The organism is Pseudomonas sp. 1, assembly GCF_056626735.1.
The window spans coordinates 77,349-93,399 of sequence record NZ_JBWXMQ010000010.1; the positions used below are offsets into that span (position 1 = coordinate 77,349).

Genomic DNA, 16,051 nt, shown 5'->3' on the forward strand with positions numbered 1-16,051 from the left:
AATTGAAACAATATAACATGCCCGTTGAGAATGTCTGTTATTCGCGCCATTGGTGCGAACAAAGTCTTACTCTTCTTTCTCTTGCACCGGCGCTGGCGGCGGACGCAGGCCGATTTCAGCGGTCAGCTTCAACTCCTTGCCATTGCGCATCACCTGAATCGTGACCTTGTCGGTCGGTTTGATTCGCGCTACCTGGTTCATCGACTTACGGCCATCACCGGCCGGTTCGCCGTCGATGCTCAGGATCACATCACCCAGTTGCAAGCCGGCCTTCTGTGCCGGGCCGTCGCGGAAAATGCCCGCCACCACGATTCCCGGGCGCCCGGACAGGCCAAACGACTCGGCCAGTTCCTGGGTCAGCGGCTGCACTTCAATGCCGAGCCAGCCGCGAATCACCTGACCGTGCTCGATGATCGATTTCATCACTTCCATCGCCAGTTTCACCGGGATTGCGAAGCCGATGCCTTGCGAGCCGCCGGACTTGGAGAAGATCGCGGTGTTGATGCCGGTGAGGTTACCGTTGGCGTCTACCAGCGCGCCGCCGGAGTTGCCCGGGTTGATCGCGGCGTCGGTCTGAATGAAGTCTTCGTAGTTGTTCAGGCCCAGTTGATTGCGGCCGGTGGCGCTGATGATGCCCATGGTCACGGTCTGGCCGACGCCGAACGGGTTGCCGATGGCCAGTGCGACGTCGCCGATGCGGATGTTGTCGGAACGGCCGACGGTGATCGACGGCAGGTTTTTGAGATCGATCTTCAGGACGGCGAGGTCGGTTTCCGGGTCGCTGCCGATCACCCGGGCCAGGGTTTCGCGACCGTCCTTGAGCGCCACGACGATCTGGTCGGCGCCACTGGTAACGTGGTTGTTGGTCAGAATGTAGCCTTCCGGGCTCATGATCACGCCGGAACCGAGGCTGGACTCCATGCGTTTCTGCTTCGGCGAATTGTCACCGAAGAAGCGGCGAAACTGCGGATCCTCGAACAACGGATGCGCCGGTTTGGCGATGACTTTGGTGGTGTAGAGGTTGACCACTGAAGGCGCGGCGATGGTCACCGCGTCGGCATAGGACACCGGCCCCTGCTGCACGCTGGTGGTCTGCGGGGCCTGTTGCAGGTTGACGTCAAGGCTTGGAAGCCCGACCCACTGCGGGTAACGCTGAATAATCAACAGAGCGATAAGTACGCCGGCCAACAGCGGCCAGCCGAAAAAACGCAGCGCCTTGAGCATTAAGCACGTCCTGGAAAAGTTGCAGGCGGGGTCAGACCGCCCATAATGTCGCGCATTATACGAGGCCGCGCGCGCCTCTGAACGGGATTTTCAGGAGTCTTTCATGGCCGTTGCCCTCAGTACCCTGGTCGAAGAAGCCGACCGTTACCTCGGCAGTGCGAAAATTGCCGATTATTGCCCCAACGGTCTGCAGGTCGAAGGCCGTCCGCAGGTGATGCGCATCGTCAGCGGCGTCACCGCCAGTCAGGCGCTGCTCGATGCTGCCGTCGAGGCCGAAGCCGATCTGGTGCTGGTGCATCACGGTTATTTCTGGAAGGGCGAGAACCCGTGCATCACCGGCATGAAACAGCGCCGTCTGAAGACGCTTCTCAAGCACGATATCAGCCTGCTCGGTTATCACCTGCCGCTGGATCTGCACCCGGACGTCGGCAACAACGTGCAGCTTGCGCGTCAGCTGGACATCACCGTCGAGGGGCCGCTGGATCCGGACAACCTGAAGGTCGTCGGTCTGGTCGGTTCACTGAGCGAGCCCATGACCCCGCGCGACTTCGCCCGCAAAGTGCAGGAAGTCATGGGCCGCGAGCCGCTGCTGGTCGAGGGCAGTGCGATGATTCGTCGGGTCGGCTGGTGCACCGGGGGCGGTCAGGGCTACATAGACAATGCCATCGCCGCCGGCGTCGATCTGTTCCTCAGCGGCGAAGCCTCCGAGCAGACATTCCACAGCGCCCGGGAAAACGACATCAGCTTCATCGCCGCCGGCCACCACGCCACCGAACGCTACGGCGTGCAGGCGCTGGGCGACTATCTGGCGAAGCGTTTTGCCCTCGAGCACATTTTCATCGACTGTCCGAATCCGATCTGACTTCACCCAAATCCTGTGGGAGCGAGCTTGCTCGCGAAGAGACAGTATCAGTCGCCATCATTGTTGAATGGCAGACCGCTTTCGCGAGCAAGCTCGCTCCCACATTGGCTTTCATCACCCGAACGGGCGGGCATATTCATATGCCCTTTCGATCTAGTTGGCGTCCTGATTAGAAGAGGTCGCTGTGCTAGGATTCGACGCTCGAACACGGCCCGCTGGCCGTTCATAAGAAAGCTTTCGTGAGTAGCCATGGTCGACAAACTGACGCATCTGAAACAGCTGGAGGCGGAAAGCATCCACATCATCCGCGAGGTGGCCGCCGAGTTCGACAACCCGGTGATGCTGTACTCCATCGGTAAAGACTCCGCCGTGATGCTGCATCTGGCACGCAAGGCGTTCTTCCCGGGCAAACTGCCGTTTCCGGTGATGCACGTCGACACCCGCTGGAAATTCCAGGAGATGTACAAGTTCCGCGACAAGATGGTCGAAGAGCTGGGCCTGGATCTGATCACCCACGTCAACCCGGATGGCGTTGCGCAGGGCATCAACCCGTTCACCCACGGCAGCGCCAAGCACACCGACATCATGAAGACCGAGGGCCTGAAGCAGGCGCTCGACAAGCATGGTTTCGACGCAGCCTTCGGCGGTGCCCGTCGCGATGAAGAGAAGTCCCGCGCCAAGGAGCGCGTCTACTCGTTCCGTGACAGCAAGCACCGCTGGGACCCGAAGAACCAGCGTCCCGAGCTGTGGAACGTCTACAACGGCAAGGTCAACAAGGGCGAATCCATTCGTGTGTTCCCGCTGTCGAACTGGACCGAGCTGGACATCTGGCAGTACATCTACCTCGAAGGCATCCCGATCGTACCGCTGTACTTCGCGGCCGAACGTGAAGTGATCGAGAAGAACGGCACGCTGATCATGATCGACGACGAGCGCATCCTCGAGCACCTGTCCGACGAGGACAAGGCGCGCATCGTCAAAAAGAAAGTGCGTTTCCGTACCCTTGGCTGCTACCCGTTGACGGGCGCGGTGGAGTCCGAGGCCGAAAGCCTGACGGACATCATTCAGGAAATGCTCCTGACGCGAACTTCCGAGCGCCAGGGCCGGGTCATCGACCACGATGGCGCAGGCTCGATGGAAGACAAGAAACGTCAAGGCTATTTCTAAGGGGCTGTCATGTCGCACGCATCTGATTTGATCAGCGAGGACATCCTCGCCTACCTGGGCCAGCACGAACGTAAAGAGCTGCTGCGCTTTTTGACCTGCGGTAACGTCGATGACGGCAAGAGCACCCTGATCGGGCGCCTGCTGCACGACTCGAAAATGATCTACGAAGATCACCTGGAAGCCATCACCCGCGATTCGAAGAAAGTCGGCACCACCGGTGACGACATCGACCTGGCATTGCTGGTCGACGGCCTGCAGGCCGAGCGCGAGCAGGGCATCACCATCGATGTCGCGTACCGCTATTTCTCCACCGCCAAGCGCAAATTCATCATCGCCGACACCCCCGGCCATGAGCAGTACACCCGCAACATGGCCACCGGTGCGTCCACCTGTGACCTGGCGATCATCCTGGTCGACGCCCGTTACGGCGTGCAGACCCAGACCCGTCGCCACAGCTTTATCGCCTCACTGCTGGGCATCAAGCACATCGTTGTCGCCATCAACAAGATGGACCTCAAGGGCTTCGATCAGGGCGTGTTCGAGTCGATCAAGGCCGACTACCTGAAGTTCGCCGAAGGCTTGAAGATGAAGCCTACGAGCATGCACTTCGTGCCGATGTCCGCCCTGAAGGGCGACAACGTGGTGAACAAGTCCGAGCGCTCGCCTTGGTACACCGGCCAGTCGCTGATGGAAATCCTTGAGACCGTGGAAGTGGCGGGCGACCGCAACTTCACCGATCTGCGTTTCCCGGTGCAGTACGTCAACCGTCCGAACCTGAACTTCCGCGGTTTCGCCGGCACCCTGGCCAGCGGCATCGTCAAGAAGGGCGACGAAGTCGTGGTCCTGCCGTCGGGCAAGAGCAGCCGCGTGAAATCCATCGTCACCTTCGAAGGTGAACTGGAACACGCAGGTCCTGGCCAAGCGGTAACGCTGACCATGGAAGACGAGATCGACATTTCCCGTGGCGACCTGCTGGTGCACGCCGACAACGTCCCGCCAGTGACCGACAGCTTCGAAGCGATGCTGGTGTGGATGGCTGAAGAGCCGATGCTGCCGGGCAAGAAATACGACATCAAGCGTGCTACCAGTTACGTGCCGGGCTCCATCGCCAGCATCGTCAACAAGGTCGACGTCAACACCCTCGAAGAGGGCCCGGCGAGCGCGTTGCAGCTCAACGAAATCGGCAAGGTGAAGATCGCGCTCGACGCGCCGATCGCCCTCGACGGTTACGACAGCAACCGCACCACCGGCGCGTTCATCGTTATCGACCGTTTGACCAACGGCACCGTCGGCGCCGGCATGATCGTCGCTCAGCCAGTGACCCACGGTACGGCCACGCACCACGGCAAAATGGCCCATGTAGCGACCGAAGAGCGCGCTCAGCGTTTCGGTCAGCAACCGGCTACCGTGCTGTTCAGCGGCCTGTCGGGCGCTGGCAAAAGCACCTTGGCGTATGCGGTCGAACGCAAGCTGTTCGACATGGGCCGCGCGGTGTTTGTACTCGATGGCCAGAACCTGCGTCAGGATCTGAACAAAGGTCTGCCGCAGGATCGCGCCGGGCGTACCGAGAACTGGCGTCGTGCCGCGCACGTGGCGCGTCAGTTCAACGAAGCCGGTTTGCTGACCCTGGCGGCGTTCGTTGCGCCAAGTGCCGAAGGTCGCGAGCAGGCCAAGGAACTGATCGGCAAGGATCGCTTGCTGACGGTCTACGTGCAGGCCTCGCCGACAGTGTGCGCCGAACGTGATCCGCAAGGGCTGTACGCCGCTGGTGGCGACAACATCCCGGGCGAATCCTTCCCGTACGACGTGCCGCTCAACGCCGACCTGGTGATCGACACGCAGTCGCTGAGTCTGGAAGAAAGCGTCAAGCAAGTGCTGGAGCTGTTGCGGCAGCGCGGCGCGATTTAAGCACTGAAGCAGCGACAAGCTTCCAGTTTCAAGCGGCAAGAAAAAGCCCGTCGATGAGCAATCATCGGCGGGCTTTTTTTGTGCCGGGTGATCGTTCCCACGCGGAGCGTGGGAATGATCAAACGATCAACTGTGGGAGCGAGCCTGCTCGCTCCCACAGGGGTCAGTGTTTGGGTGGATATTCGCGGTGCATCTGCTCCAGCAACGCATCCTTGTCCAGCCACAGCTGATTGATCCAGTCCTGAAACTGCAATCGATACTCGCCGTCCTGGTCGTAGTTCTTGCCGATGAAGGCCGGCGGGATTTTGATTTCCTCAAAATGCACCACCACATCGCGCACATTGCCGCAGAGCAAATCCCAGAACCCTGGACGCCCCGCTGGATAATGAATCGTCACGTTGACGATCGATTCCAGCTGTTCGCCCATCGCATCCAGTACAAACGCAATGCCGCCGGCCTTTGGTTTGAGCAAGTATTTGAACGGCGATTGCTGCTGTGCATGTTTGCCTTCGGTGAAGCGCGTGCCCTCGACGAAGTTGAAGATGCCTACCGGGTTGTCGCGGAATTTCGCGCAGGTCTTGCGGGTGGTTTCCAGGTCTTTGCCTTTCTTTTCCGGGTGTTTTTCCAGATAGGCTTTCGAATAGCGTTTCATGAATGGAAAGCCCAGCGTCCACCACGCCAGACCGATCACCGGGACCCAGATCAGCTCCTGTTTAAGGAAAAACTTCAGCGGCTGGATGCGTCGGTTGAGCACGTATTGCAGCACCAGGATGTCGACCCAGCTCTGGTGATTGCTGGTGATCAGGTACGAGTGTTGATAGTCCAGACCTTGCAGGCCGCTGAGGTGCCAGCGGGTGCGGCGCACCAGGTTCATCCAGCCTTTGTTGTTACTGATCCAGGCTTCGTGAGTGTGGCTCATCAGCCAGCGCGAAGCGCGGCGTGCGAGGTCGAACGGCAGCACTTTGATCAGTGCCACGAGAAACAGGAACGAGCACAGCACAATGGTGTTCAGCGCCAGCAGCAGCGCGGCGATCACGCCGCGCAAGTTGGCAGGGAGAAAAGCCAGCATCGGGTCAGATATCCAGAGGTCGGTTGGCAGCCTGAATCGCGGTCAGGGCAATGGTGTAGACGATGTCGTCGACCTGCGCGCCGCGCGGCAGATCGTTCACCGGTTTGCGCAGGCCTTGCAGCATCGGGCCGAGGCTGACGCAGTCGGCACTGCGTTGCACGGCCTTGTGGGTGGTGTTGCCGGTGTTCAGGTCAGGGAACACGAACACCGTGGCGCGACCGGCCACCTGGCTGTTCGGCGCCAGTTGCCGGGCCACGTTTTCGTTGGCGGCGGCGTCGTACTGCAACGGGCCGTCGATCAGCAGCGAGTGCTGTTGTTCGTGGGCGAGCAGGGTGGCTTCGCGAACCTTTTCGACTTCTTCGCCGGTGGCGGATTCGCCGCTGGAGTAACTGATCATCGCTACCCGTGGCGTGATGCCGAACGCGGCGGCCGAGTCGGCGCTTTGCAGGGCGATTTCGGCCAGTTCGCTGGCGCTCGGGTGCGGGTTCATCACGCAGTCGCCGTAGACCAGCACTTCTTCGGGAAACAGCATGAAGAACACCGACGACACCAGCGTGCAGCCCGGCGCCGTTTTAATCAGCTGCAAGGCCGGGCGGATGGTGTTGGCGGTGGTGTTGATGATGCCCGAAACCAGGCCGTCGACTTCATCCAGCGCCAGCATCATGGTGCCGATCACTACGGTGTCTTCCAGTTGCTGTTCGGCCATCGGCGCGTTGAGGCTCTTGCTCTTGCGCAGGGCGACCATGGGTTCGACGTAGCGCTCGCGGATCAGATCCGGATCGAGGATTTCCAGCCCCGGCGGCAGGACGATGCCCTGAGCCCGGGCGACGGCTTCGACATCCTCCGGTTTGGCCAGCAACACGCAACGGGCAATCCCGCGTTCCTGGCAGATCGCGGCCGCTTGCACGGTGAGCGGCTCGCTGCCTTCGGGCAGGACAATGCGCTTGTTGGCAGCCTGCGCGCGTTGAATCAATTGATAGCGGAACACCGCCGGCGACAGGCGCATTTCCCGCGGTGTACCGCAGCGCTGGTGCAGCCAGTTGGCGTCCAGGTGACTGGCGACGAAGTCGGTGATGATCTCCGCGCGTTCACGGTCATCGACGGGAATTTCCTTGTTCAGGCCGTTGAGCAGGTTCGCGGTGTCGTAGGAGCCGGTGCTCACCGACAGCACCGGCAAGCCAGCCTGCAACGCGCCACGGCACAGGTCCATGATGCGCGGATCGGGCAGGGTGTCGCTGGTCAGCAGCAGGCCGGCCAGCGGCACGCCGTTGATCGCGGCGAGGCTGACGGCGAGGATGATGTCGTCGCGATCGCCAGGAGTCACCACCAGCACGCCGGGCTTGAGCAGATCCACGGTGTTGCGCATGGTGCGCGCGCAAATGATGGTCTTGGTCATGCGCCGGGTTTCGTAGTCGCCGGCGTTGAGCACCTGGGCGCCCATCAGGTCGGCGACGTCGCGGGTGCGCGGGGCGTTGAGTTCCGGCTGGAACGGAATGCAGCCGAGCAGACGGAAATCACCGGTGCGCAGCAAGGGCGAATGCTCTTTCAGGCGCGCAGCGAAGGCGTCCATGCTCTCGTCGGTCTTGACCTTGTTGAGGATCACGCCGAGGACTTTCGGGTCCTTCGGCCCGCCGAACAGTTGCGCCTGCAACTCGACGCGGCCGGAAAGTTCGGTCAGCACTTCGTTTTCCGGGGCCGAGACCAGTATCACCTCGGCATCCAGGCTCTTGGCCAGGTGCAGGTTGACCCGCGCGGCGTAGCTGGCGCTGCGGGTAGGCACCATGCCTTCGACGACCAACACGTCTTTGCCGATGGCTGCCTGCTGGTAGAGGGTGATGATTTCTTCGAGCAGCTCGTCGAGCTGACCGTCGCCGAGCATCCGCTCGACATGGGCCAGACCCAGTGGCTGTGGCGGTTTCAGGCCGTGGGTGCGGGCCACCAGTTCGGTGGAGCGCTCAGGGCCGGTGTCGCCCGGATGCGGCTGGGCGATCGGTTTGAAGAAGCCGACTTTCAGCCCGGCCCGTTCCAGCGTACGCACCAGCCCGAGGCTGATGGAGGTCAGACCCACACCAAAGTCGGTGGGCGCGATAAAAAAAGTTTGCATGCGGATTCTCTAAGGGTGCATGGCAATGGCGATCGTCTCTGTGTGCCGATCTGCCGAGATTCAGTCGCCAAGGTTATCGCTAACCGAGGCTTGAGCGCACCAACCGCAAGCAAAGGGTTGGCCTATTTTTTCAATGCGTTGCGTGGCGTCCAGAACCCACGCCCGGGACTGCCAGGGCGGGAGGTGGCGCAGGTGCTGGGTGTGGCCGCAGGACAGCTCGGCGACCCAGTGGCCGTCCTCGTCCTGATGGAATCCGGTGACGGTCACGGGCGCCAATCGATCCCGTCTGTCCGGGTTCTGTTCGCTTTCGGGCAAATCCTTGTTTAGACTTGTCCGTTCTTCATTCTTATGCAAAAGGTCTCGCCCCATGCTGATCGCCGCCAATAAGGCTGTCTCCATCGACTATACCCTGACCAACGACGCTGGTGAGGTCATCGACAGCTCCGCCGGCGGCGCTCCGCTGGTCTACCTGCATGGCGCAGGCAACATCATCCCGGGCCTGGAAAAAGCCCTGGAAGGTAAAGAAGTCGGCAACGAGCTGGAAGTGTCCGTCGAGCCGGAAGATGCCTACGGCGAATACGCCGCTGAACTGGTCAGCACCCTGAGCCGCAGCATGTTCGAAGGCGTTGACGAGCTGGAAGTCGGCATGCAGTTCCACGCTTCGGCGCCGGACGGCCAGATGCAGATCGTCACCATCCGTGACCTGGACGGCGACGACGTTACCGTCGACGGCAACCACCCACTGGCCGGTCAGCGCCTGAACTTCAAAGTGAAGGTCGTTGCCATCCGTGACGCCAGCCAGGAAGAAATCGCTCATGGTCACGTCCATGGCGAAGGTGGCCATCACCACTGATTTTCTGCGCTAAGCTCAGAGAACTGGAGAGGCGCCCGAGGGCGCCTTTTTAGTCCGCGGCTGTCCTTGGTGCCCTCGCCAAGTGGCTGTTTCGAGTAGAACACGGGAATCTGGAGTTCGTCATGAGTGCTTTTCACGACCTTAAGTTGACAGCCCTGGATGGTCAGGAGCTACCGCTGGCACCCTTCAAGGGCCAAGTCGTGCTGGTGGTCAACGTCGCCTCCAAATGCGGCTTGACCCCACAGTACGCGGCGCTGGAAAACCTTTATCAGCAATACAAAGGCAAAGGCTTCAGTGTGCTGGGCCTGCCGTGCAACCAGTTTGCCGGTCAGGAACCGGGCAGTGAGCAGGAGATCCAGGAATTCTGCAGCCTCAACTATGGCGTGAGTTTTCCGTTGTCGAAAAAGCTCGAAGTCAACGGTCACGACCGTCATCAGCTGTACCGCCTGCTGGCGGGCGAGGGCGCGGAGTTTCCCGGTGACATCACCTGGAATTTCGAGAAATTCCTGCTCGGCAAGGACGGTCGGGTACTGGCCCGCTTCTCGCCGCGCACGGCGCCGGATGATCCTTCGGTGATTACGGCGATTGAAAAAGCCCTGAGTTGAAACACGAAAATCGCAGCCATTGAGCTGCGATTTTTTTCGCCTGCCTTTTGACCCTTAATCATTCAGATCAATAGTGCTATCGGGCGTTTGAAACTCCGCATATTATCGCCGTCATATGAATTGCGTGCCCGTCGATCAATTTTTCGTGGAGCTTCCCATGCCCGTGCAAGCCCTGTTCAAACCGTTCCAGCTCGGTTCCCTCGAACTGCCGACCCGCGTGGTCATGGCGCCGATGACCCGTTCGTTCTCTCCGGGCGGCGTGCCCAATTCCAAAGTGATCGAATACTACCGTCGTCGCGCGGCGGCCGGTGTCGGCCTGATCATTACCGAAGGCACCACCGTCGGCCACCAGGCATCCAACGGTTACCCGAACGTGCCGCACTTCTACGGTGAAGCAGCCTTGGCCGGCTGGAAGAAAGTCGTGGATGCGGTACACGCCGAAGGCGGCAAGATCGTTCCGCAACTCTGGCACGTCGGCAATGTGCGCCGTCTGGGCACCGAGCCGGACGCGAGCGTGCCGGGTTATGGCCCGTCGGAAAAACTCAAGGACGGTCAGGTCGTGGTGCACGGCATGACCAGACAGGACATTCAGGACGTGATCGCAGCCTTCGCCCAAGCGGCGAAAGATGCCCAAAGCATCGGCATGGACGGCGTGGAAATCCACGGCGCCCACGGTTACCTGATCGACCAGTTCTTCTGGGAAGGCAGCAACCAGCGCACGGACGAATACGGTGGCAGCCTGGCCAACCGTTCGCGTTTCGCCATCGAGCTGATTCAGGCTGTGCGTGCGGCGGTGGGCGAAGGCTTCCCGATCATCTTCCGTTTCTCGCAGTGGAAACAGCAGGACTACACCGCGCGTCTGGTGCAAACCTCTGAAGCGCTGGGGGAATTCCTCAAGCCGTTGTCCGACGCCGGGGTGGATATTTTCCACTGCTCGACGCGCCGTTTCTGGGAGCCTGAGTTTGACGGCTCCGACCTGAACCTGGCCGGCTGGACACGCAAGCTGACCGGCAAACCAACCATCACCGTCGGCAGCGTCGGCCTCGATGGCGAGTTCCTGCAGTTCATGGTCAACACCGACAAGGTCGCGCAACCGGCCAGTCTGGAGAGACTGCTGGAGCGTCTGAACAACGACGAGTTCGATCTGGTGGCAGTGGGGCGTGCGCTGCTGGTCGATCCGGACTGGGCGCAGAAAGTGCGCGAAGGCCGCGAGCAGGATATTCTGCCGTTCAGCCGTGAGGCGTTGATGACGCTGGTTTGATCGATGTGGGAGGCTTGTCGTGCAGGTCGCGGCAAGCCCCCAGCAAATGGTTTTCAAACTGTTCGACGATGGCCGCCCAACCCTGGCGGCTGGCGTGCTGGCGTGCGTTCAGGCGTACGCAGCGCAACCTTTCGTCTTCTTCCAGCAGCCATGCGGCTGCCTCGCAGAACGCCTCTTCATCTCCGGGCATTGCCAGCACGCCGTTGTAGCCATGGCGAATATGCTGGGCCGCCGCGGCCTGATCGTAAGACACCACCCCAAGGCCTGAGGCCAGCGCTTCCAGCACGACGTTGCCAAAGGTCTCGGTCAGGCTCGGAAACAGAAACACATCCCCCGACGCATAGTGCGCCGCCAGCGCTTCGCCCCGTTGCGAGCCGCAGAAAATCGCCTCGGGCAGTTCGTTTTCCAGTGCCATTCGTTGCGGTCCGTCGCCGACCACGATCAGCTTCAGGTTGCGCTGTGGATAAGTGCCGGCGAGCTTTTCGAAACTGCGCTTGAGCAAGCCGAGATTTTTCTCCGGCGCCAGGCGTCCTACGTGAATGACAGCAATGTCCCGCTCGCCAAGACCCCATTGCTCACGCAAGGCATTCAGGCGTTTGGCCGGGTGGAACAACTGACTGTCGACACCCCGGGACAGCAGCGCCAGGCGCTCGAAGTGCCGACGCTCCAGCTCCAGGCGCTGGCTGACGCTCGGCACCAGGGTCATGGCCGAACGATTGTGAAACCAGCGCAGATAGTGGGTGAGCAAGCGCGTCAGCAAGCCCAGCCCGTACTGGTGGGTGTATTGCTGAAAGTTGGTATGAAAACCACTGACCACGGCAATCCCCAGGCGCCGTGCCGCGCGTAACGCCGACAGCCCGAGCGGGCCTTCGGTGGCGATATAGAGCACGTCGGGGCGATGGCGCGTCCAGCGTCGCAACAGTTTGTGCATCGACGACTGGCCCCATTGCAGCCCCGGATATCCCGGCAACGGCCAGCCCCGGCACAGCAGCAGGGCGTCGTCTTCACTGCGCTGCGGATCGTCAGTCTGACGCGGTCGCACCAGTTCCACCCGATGCCCGCGTGCGCGCAAACCGTCGCACAAGCGGCCAAGGGTATTGGCCACGCCGTTGATTTCCGGTGGGAAGGTTTCGCTGATGAGGGTGATATGTAGAGCTGTCGTCATGGCCTCAGTGTCGGCTGAGGCCATGTCGTGGTTGTGACGTTCCGATGATGGATTTGTGACGCGGTCTCAGCGTTGCATCACCAGATTCTCGGCCCCGCGCTCACGCACCCAGAACAGCGTCGCGCCAGCCACGGCGGCCGGCATCATCAGGATGTTGACCAGCGGAATCAGCAACACCAGATAAACGATCCCGCCGAAGCTCATGCTCTGCCAGCGCTTCTGGCGCAGCCAGGCGAGCATTTCGTTCCAGCCCAGCTTGTGGTTATCCGCCGGGTAGTCGATGTACTGGATCGCCATCATCCACACCCCGAACAGCAGCCACAACGGCGCGGCGACGATGTTCACCACCGGGATGAACGACAGGATGAACAGGCCGATCGCGCGGGGCAGGAAATAACCGAGTTTGCGCATTTCCCGGGCCAGGGTGCGCGGGATCATGGCGATCAGTTCGCCCCAGCTGAAGGCCGGGAAGTCGTCGGTGCCGCGCACCACCACTTCAACCTTTTCCGCGAGGAAGCCGTTGAACGGCGCGGCGATCACGTTGGCCAGCATCGTAAAGGTGAAGAACACCATCAACGCCACCAGCACCACGAACAGCGGCCACAGGATGTAACTGAGGAAACTCAGCCATTCAGGCAGCGACGGCATCAGCGTGTCGACCCACAGGCTGAACTGGTGACCGGCCAGATAGATCAATCCGACGAACAGCACCAGGTTGATGGCCAGCGGCAGCAGCACAAACAGGCGCAGGCCGGGACTCAAGACCAGTTTGAGGCCTTCGCGCAGGTATTGCGGGCCGGACAGAACAGGGGCGGGCATAAGGTGCTCCGAGCAAGGGAAAACGCGCCGACCTTACCGACTTTGCAGAACCTGTGAAAGCGCGGCAGCGGGATCGACATTCACTGTAACAAAGACGTCCATCTCGTCCGTGTGTCGGCATAGAGACCACCTATGAGCTGGATTGTTAAACCGTATTTCCTTAATCTTGCCCCCCTCGATACGCTGCACCCAACTTTTTACAGGACTGTCGAGCTCACGCCTTCCCCAAGGTTATCCACAGTCCTTTTTTATTCCCGCCGGCAGTCCGGCGTCCGGCCAGGTGTCTTGGCCGGTCAACAGGAGCAGGTTCATGTCTGAAGTCCGTCATTCGCGAGTGATCATCCTCGGTTCCGGCCCTGCCGGTTACAGCGCTGCCGTCTACGCTGCCCGTGCCAACCTCAAGCCGCTGCTGATCACCGGCATGCAGGCCGGCGGTCAATTGACCACCACCACCGAAGTCGACAACTGGCCGGGCGACGTCCACGGCCTGACCGGCCCGGTGCTGATGGAACGCATGCGCGAGCACGCCGAGCGTTTTGAAACCGAGATCGTGTTCGATCACATCAACGCCGTGGACTTCGCTTCCAAGCCCTACAGCCTGACCGGCGACAGCGGCACCTACACCTGCGACGCGCTGATCATCGCCACCGGCGCCAGCGCCCGTTACCTGGGCCTGCCGTCGGAAGAAGCGTTCATGGGCAAGGGCGTTTCGGCCTGCGCGACCTGCGACGGTTTCTTCTATCGCAACAAGCCGGTGGCCGTGGTCGGTGGCGGCAACACTGCTGTCGAAGAAGCCCTGTACCTGGCCAACATCGCCAGCAAAGTCACCCTGATCCACCGTCGCGAAACCTTCCGCGCCGAGAAGATCCTGATCGACAAGCTCAACGCCCGTGTGGCCGAAGGCAAGATCGAGCTGAAACTGAATGCGACCCTGGACGAAGTGCTGGGCGACAACATGGGCGTGACGGGTGCGCGTCTGAAGAACAACGACGGAAGCTCCGACGAAATCAAGGTCGACGGCGTGTTCATCGCCATCGGCCACACCCCGAACACCTCGTTGTTCGAAGGTCAGCTGGAATTGAAGGACGGCTACCTCGTGGTTCAGGGTGGCCGTGAAGGCAACGCCACCGCGACCAGCGTCGAAGGCATTTTCGCTGCCGGCGACGTGGCCGACCACGTTTACCGTCAGGCCATCACCTCGGCCGGCGCCGGCTGCATGGCGGCACTGGACACCGAACGTTACCTGGACGGTCTGCAGAACGCTTCGTTCTAAGATCGCAGACACAAAAAAACCGGCCAATTGGCCGGTTTTTTGTGCCCGATTTTCAGAAACCACACAGTTCCAGTGTGGGAGCGGGCTTGCTCGCGAATGCGTCGTGTCAGGCAGTATTTTGGGTGACTGACACACCGCTTTCGCGAGCAAGCTCGCTCCCACAGGGGATTGTGATTGGCTTTGGAATCAGCGGCGGGTCAGCGGTTGCGCATCGAATTTCACGCCCGCCAGACCGTGCTGGATCAACGCACGGATATTGCCGTGATCGCTGCCTTCAGGCGTTGCCACGACCGAGCGGTAGTGTTCGCCGAACGCCAGCAGCGCTTCTTCATCGCTCAAGCCTTCCAGCAGCGCCAGACCCAGGGTCTTGCACGAACCTTCGTTCTGCCCGGCTGCGTTTTCCACGCCGCCGTTGTTGAACGCCTGAGGCTGGTAGTCGTAACCGGCGGCGATGAAGGCCAGGGTGTCGGCAAAAGCATGTTCGCCGCTCTTGAGGCTGGCGCGCAGGGTGTTCAGATCACTCATGACTTACGACTCCTTCTCAACAGTTACATGTGATATTCACAAATATATTCAAGAACTTACACATGGTAACTTTTTCGTGCCAGATGCGCGCCGGGTAATCGCACGGACGTGAAACTTATCCCTATGCCTTGCTCGCAAGCACGGTGTCGCGACAGCCATGTGCGCGATTGAGCTGCACCTCGATGTGATCGAACCGGTTTCCAGTCAGTAGCGCCACCAGAGAACTTGCGCTGAAGTTCTGCCCGCCCTCGGTCAGGATCTGTACATAGAGACTCATGAGCGCCGGCAGAATCGGCCCGGCCAGATCATCGTCCAACAAGGTTTCACTGACCGCCAGACATCCTCCTGGCTTGAGGTAATGGTGAGTATTGGCCAGCAGCTTGATCTGGTAATCATGACTCCAGTCCCCCAATACAGCAGAGATCAGCACCACATCGAAGTCAGCCTCGGTCAACGGCAAGTGATCGAAGATATTCCCTGACAGGCATGAAATTCGATCGCTCAATCCCTTGCGCTCGACTTCGGCGCGAGCGAAACGCGTGGCTTTATCCAGATCAATCATTGTGATCTGCGCCTGAGGGATCGCCTGCGCAATTTCAATGGACACCTGCCCACCGCCGCCGCCCAGATCAAGTATGCGTAACGGGGTCGCAGAACCGACTCTGGCGTTCAGCGCGTCGGCAATACGAGTCCCTGCGCCGGTGCTGAACGTGTTCATGGCCGTCATGAACACATTGAAGTCTTTCTCGCTTTTATCCAGCTCGGCATAGAACTCATTGGTATCGCCGTGCGTCGAGGACAGGTGCAGACGATCGGAGATCGGTTTACCGCTTTTAAGCGACTCGGCAAGCTGACCGAACAACGGATAGACATGACGGCTGTGGTGCTCGACCGCCGAACAAATATTGTTCGTACTATGGCGGGAGAGCAGTTTCTGCGCATCGCTTGAGTTGAAGAACTTTTCATCTCGCTGAATGATCAGTCCCACCGACAAACCGAAGGACACCAGTTTCTGGACTTGCGCCGCACTTAGCTGGCACGCGTCGGCCAATTCGCTGATTGCCGTTCCTGATGTCTCATCCAGATGACTGAACAGATTCACCTCGATACAACCGAATAACGAGGCAGACAGCATATAGCCATTAACCAGGGTGTGAACCAATGCTTCGGAACTTGGCAATTTACCGCGAAAATCAATCGTTCCCTGATTCTGCAT

The 16,051-nt window shown here is 60.4% G+C and carries 15 protein-coding genes; 7 read left to right on the top strand and 8 right to left on the bottom strand.

What is annotated here, in order from left to right; all coding sequences use genetic code 11:
• Positions 1-66 precede the first annotated feature (66 nt).
• The gene (algW, locus tag AC1MDC_RS16575) at positions 67-1,224 is read right to left on the bottom strand and encodes a Do family serine endopeptidase AlgW (RefSeq protein ID WP_085702481.1); all 1,158 of its coding nucleotides are present in this window, start codon (positions 1,222-1,224) and stop codon (positions 67-69) included.
• A 103-nt stretch (positions 1,225-1,327) separates the two neighbouring features.
• On the opposite strand from algW, the gene AC1MDC_RS16580 reads away from it, so the two are divergent.
• The 3 genes from AC1MDC_RS16580 (at position 1,328) to cysN (ending at position 5,161) form a co-directional block, all read left to right on the top strand.
• Entirely contained in the window at positions 1,328-2,086 is a 759-nt protein-coding gene (locus tag AC1MDC_RS16580; RefSeq protein WP_480393355.1) for a Nif3-like dinuclear metal center hexameric protein, read from the top strand.
• 249 nt (positions 2,087-2,335) lie between these two features.
• Positions 2,336-3,253, top strand: a complete 918-nt coding sequence (gene cysD / locus AC1MDC_RS16585) for a sulfate adenylyltransferase subunit CysD (RefSeq protein WP_007953546.1) — start codon at positions 2,336-2,338, stop codon at positions 3,251-3,253.
• Positions 3,254-3,262: 9 nt separating this feature from the next.
• Complete coding sequence (gene cysN, locus AC1MDC_RS16590; protein ID WP_085698476.1) at positions 3,263-5,161, top strand: sulfate adenylyltransferase subunit CysN; 1,899 nt, start codon at positions 3,263-3,265, stop codon at positions 5,159-5,161.
• A gap of 163 nt (positions 5,162-5,324) precedes the next feature.
• On the opposite strand, the gene AC1MDC_RS16595 is transcribed toward cysN, so the two are convergent.
• The 3 genes from AC1MDC_RS16595 to AC1MDC_RS16605 are packed head-to-tail and all read right to left on the bottom strand — an operon-like array spanning position 5,325 to position 8,733.
• Complete coding sequence (locus tag AC1MDC_RS16595) at positions 5,325-6,230, bottom strand: acyltransferase (RefSeq protein ID WP_480393356.1); 906 nt, start codon at positions 6,228-6,230, stop codon at positions 5,325-5,327.
• A gap of 4 nt (positions 6,231-6,234) precedes the next feature.
• Positions 6,235-8,334 carry a phosphate acetyltransferase gene (gene pta / locus AC1MDC_RS16600; protein ID WP_480393357.1) on the bottom strand — a complete coding sequence of 700 codons (2,100 nt, stop codon included), beginning with the start codon at positions 8,332-8,334 and terminating at the stop codon, positions 6,235-6,237.
• Positions 8,335-8,394: 60 nt separating this feature from the next.
• Positions 8,395-8,733 (bottom strand): DUF3565 domain-containing protein, encoded by a 339-nt coding sequence (locus AC1MDC_RS16605; protein ID WP_227234467.1) that lies wholly within the window; start codon positions 8,731-8,733, stop codon positions 8,395-8,397.
• Between AC1MDC_RS16605 and AC1MDC_RS16610 the strand changes: the two genes are divergently transcribed.
• The 3 genes from AC1MDC_RS16610 to AC1MDC_RS16620 all read left to right on the top strand — a co-directional run bounded on the left by AC1MDC_RS16610 (position 8,702) and on the right by AC1MDC_RS16620 (position 11,053).
• Complete coding sequence (locus AC1MDC_RS16610) at positions 8,702-9,187, top strand: FKBP-type peptidyl-prolyl cis-trans isomerase (protein WP_085698479.1); 486 nt, start codon at positions 8,702-8,704, stop codon at positions 9,185-9,187. The two genes, AC1MDC_RS16605 and AC1MDC_RS16610, sit on opposite strands and share 32 nt — an antisense overlap.
• A 122-nt stretch (positions 9,188-9,309) precedes the next feature.
• The gene (locus tag AC1MDC_RS16615; RefSeq protein WP_007959082.1) at positions 9,310-9,792 is read left to right on the top strand and encodes a glutathione peroxidase; all 483 of its coding nucleotides are present in this window, start codon (positions 9,310-9,312) and stop codon (positions 9,790-9,792) included.
• Between the two features lie 157 nt (positions 9,793-9,949).
• Positions 9,950-11,053: an NADH:flavin oxidoreductase gene (locus AC1MDC_RS16620; RefSeq protein ID WP_480393358.1), complete on the top strand. Its 1,104-nt coding sequence runs from the start codon at positions 9,950-9,952 to the stop codon at positions 11,051-11,053.
• On the opposite strand, the gene AC1MDC_RS16625 is transcribed toward AC1MDC_RS16620, so the two are convergent.
• Both AC1MDC_RS16625 and cysZ read right to left on the bottom strand, forming a co-directional pair.
• Positions 11,022-12,242 carry a glycosyltransferase family 4 protein gene (locus tag AC1MDC_RS16625; RefSeq protein ID WP_266202113.1) on the bottom strand — a complete coding sequence of 407 codons (1,221 nt, stop codon included), beginning with the start codon at positions 12,240-12,242 and terminating at the stop codon, positions 11,022-11,024. The two genes, AC1MDC_RS16620 and AC1MDC_RS16625, sit on opposite strands and share 32 nt — an antisense overlap.
• A gap of 42 nt (positions 12,243-12,284) precedes the next feature.
• Complete coding sequence (gene cysZ, locus AC1MDC_RS16630) at positions 12,285-13,037, bottom strand: sulfate transporter CysZ (RefSeq protein ID WP_085698482.1); 753 nt, start codon at positions 13,035-13,037, stop codon at positions 12,285-12,287.
• Positions 13,038-13,347: 310 nt separating this feature from the next.
• Between cysZ and trxB the strand changes: the two genes are divergently transcribed.
• A complete protein-coding gene (gene trxB, locus AC1MDC_RS16635) occupies positions 13,348-14,310 on the top strand; it encodes a thioredoxin-disulfide reductase (protein ID WP_085698483.1) in 963 nt (320 codons plus the stop codon).
• A 186-nt stretch (positions 14,311-14,496) separates the two neighbouring features.
• Here the strand turns inward: trxB and AC1MDC_RS16640 are convergent, their stop codons facing one another.
• Positions 14,497-14,835 (bottom strand): HopJ type III effector protein, encoded by a 339-nt coding sequence (locus AC1MDC_RS16640; protein WP_085702486.1) that lies wholly within the window; start codon positions 14,833-14,835, stop codon positions 14,497-14,499.
• A 121-nt stretch (positions 14,836-14,956) separates the two neighbouring features.
• Positions 14,957-16,051, bottom strand: a complete 1,095-nt coding sequence (locus AC1MDC_RS16645) for a methyltransferase (RefSeq protein WP_480393359.1) — start codon at positions 16,049-16,051, stop codon at positions 14,957-14,959.